Below are 2,602 nucleotides of genomic sequence, written 5' to 3' on the forward strand. Positions count from 1 at the left end.
CTGACGGGCCGCGCGGGGGCCGTACGGGGGCCGTAGCGCGGGCGCACGGGCCCCCGTACGCGGCCCCCGGACGTCCGCGCAAGGTCTCCCGAGAGCCCGTGGACGGCCGGTGCAGCCGGGATCCAGGGCCCTTCGAGCACACCTCCGCCGACGCGCGCGAAGTTGGTGAGCCTAGGCAGAGAGGTGTGAGCCGATGTCAGGTGAGCGTGTGCAGCACACGTCGTACTCGGTGGACGTGGCCGCCCCCGCGGGCGTGGTCTACGCGCTGATCGCGGACACGACCCAGTGGCCGCTGTTCGTCCCGCCCAGCATCCACGTGGAGCGGCTGGACTTCGACGGGACCAACGACCGGTTCGGGATGTGGGCGACCGCGGGCGGGACCGTCACGTCCTGGGTGTCCCGGCGGTCCCTGGACCCCGCGCGGCGGACCATCGACTTCCACCAGGAGGTCCCGGCGCCCCCGGCCACCGCCCTGAGCGGCCGCTGGGAGGTCGCCGAACTGGCCGGCGGACGCTCGCGCCTGACCCTGCACCACCGGTTCGCGGTGGCCGAGCGGGACCGGGCCGGCGCCCGGTGGCTCGCCGAGGCCACCGACCACAACAGCCACGCCGAACTGGAGCAGCTCAAGCGGACCGCCGAGCAGTGGTCCGCCCTGGACGGCCTCCTGCTGTCCTTCGAGGACTCCGTGCGCGTCCAGGGACCCCCCGAGCTGGTCTACGACTTCCTGTACCGGGCCGCCGACTGGTCGGTGCACCTGCCCGAGATCACCCGCGCGCAGGTGACCGAGGACCGCACGGGCGTCCAGCGGCTCACCCTGGACACCCTCGCCGCCGACGGCACCGCCGAGAGCGCCGAGTCCGTACGCGTCTGCCTGCCGCACGCCGGCCGGATCGTCTACAAGCGGACCCGCACCCCCCGGCTGCTCGCCGCGCACACCGGCGAATGGTCGGTGGACCCCGACGAGACCGGGGTCACCGCCGTCGCCAGCCACCGGGTCCTGCTGAGCGCGGAGGACATCGAGGCGGTCCTCGGCCCGGGCGCCGACCTCGCCCAGGCCCGCGACCACGTGCGCCGCGGCCTGGGCGGCATCTGTACCCGCGTCCTGCACCTCGCACGGCGGCACGCGGAGACCGCCGTCCCGACGCTGAGCGCGAGGCGGTGACCGGCCGCCCCGGCGAAGGCCCCCGCCCGGCCCCGGCGCACCGGGCCCTCGCCGCACCCCGGCCGCGCAGCCACCCCGCCGCCCCCCTCCAGGTCGACGTGCTCCTCGACGGCCTCACCCACCCGGGGCGGGGCCTGCACACCGGGCAGCTGCACTGGCGGCTGCCCGGGCCGCTCGACACCGAGCGGTTCACCCGCGCCTGGCAGACCGTCACCGACCAGGAGACGGTCCTGCGCACCGCCCTCGCCCCGGCCGGCGCCGGAGCCGGCCCGCCCGGCTTCGCCGTCCACCCGGCCGCCGGGCCCCTGATCGTCCGCCACCACCCCGGCGGCGCCGACTGGGAGGCGCTGCTCGCCGCCGAACGGATGCGCGAGTTCGACCTGACGCGGCCCGACCCGCTGCGGATCGCCCTGCTGGAGGAGGCCGACGGCTCCGCCCGGGTCCTGCTCACCTACCACCGCGCCTTCCTCGACCCCGTCAGCGCCGGCCGGCTCGTGGACGCCTTCCACCGCGCCCACGCCGCCGACGGCCGCCGCCGGGGCGGCGAACGCCGGCCCGACCTGCGCGACCACCTCCAGTGGGTCGGCGCCCGGGACCAGGGCCCCGCCCGCGCGTTCTGGGCCGACGCCGCCCCGCCCGCGGGCTCCGCCACCCTCCCGGCCGGCGACCGAGGCCGCCCCACCCACCAGCGCGGGCACGGCCGGACCCGGCAGCGCCTCACCCCGGCCGAAGCGGTCCGGCTGCGCTCCTGGGCCGCCGCCCTGGGGGCCGCCGAGAGCACCGCCCTCCAGGCCGCGTGGGCGCTGCTGCTGTACCGCGCCCGCGGCGGGCCGCGGGAGACCGCCGGGCCGGTCCCGGTGGCCTTCGCCGCCGCCGTCACCGGCCGGGGCATCCCCCTGGAGGGGGCCGACCGGCTGCCCGGGCCCCTGCTGGGCGCCCTCCCGGTGGCCGTGGAGGTCGGCCCCCGCGCCGCCCTGTCCGCGCTGCTCGGCGCCCTCACCGGGCGGGCCGTGGACCTCACCGCCTACGAGTGGGTCTCGGCCGGGCAGGTGCACCGCTGGTCGGGCCGAGACCCGTACGAGCCGCTGACCGAGTCGGTGCTGACGTTCCTCCCCTCGCGGGAACCCGCGGCGGCCGCGGACGACGGGCGGCCCCCGGCCGCCGGCACGCCGGGTCCGCCCCCCGGGCCCGGGCCGGCGGAGACCTGCGACGCCTACACCGGGACGCCGCTCGCGCTCACCGCACGCCACGACGCGGACGGCGGGCTGCTGCTGACGCTCGTCCACGACCGGACCCGGATCGCCGACGGCGACGCCGCCGAGATCCTCTGGCAGACCACCTGCCTGCTGCGCGGCCTCCCCGTCACGGCCGGCCCCGGCACCACCGTCGACGAGGCCCTGAGCAGCCGGCGGCACCGTCTTCGTCGGCGGCACCTTCTCC

At 78.3% G+C, this 2,602-nt stretch carries 2 protein-coding genes; both read left to right on the forward strand.

Going from position 1 to position 2,602, the window contains the following annotated elements; all coding sequences use genetic code 11:
• Positions 1-193 precede the first annotated feature (193 nt).
• Positions 194-1,162, forward strand: a complete 969-nt coding sequence (locus AB0O29_RS35005) for an aromatase/cyclase (protein WP_365160219.1) — start codon at positions 194-196, stop codon at positions 1,160-1,162.
• Positions 1,159-2,602: condensation domain-containing protein (locus AB0O29_RS35010; RefSeq protein ID WP_365160222.1), on the forward strand; the 1,444-nt coding region annotated here is incomplete at its 3' end. The genes AB0O29_RS35005 and AB0O29_RS35010, both read left to right, overlap by 4 nt.

The sequence above is a fragment of the Streptomyces sp. NPDC089915 genome, assembly GCF_040684675.1.
Taxonomy (GTDB): domain Bacteria; phylum Actinomycetota; class Actinomycetes; order Streptomycetales; family Streptomycetaceae; genus Streptomyces.

Coding starts and splice junctions, on each gene's coding strand:
- AB0O29_RS35005 (WP_365160219.1), top strand. CDS start 194: ATGTCAGGTGAGCGTGTGCAGCACACGTCGTACTCGGTGGACGTGGCC.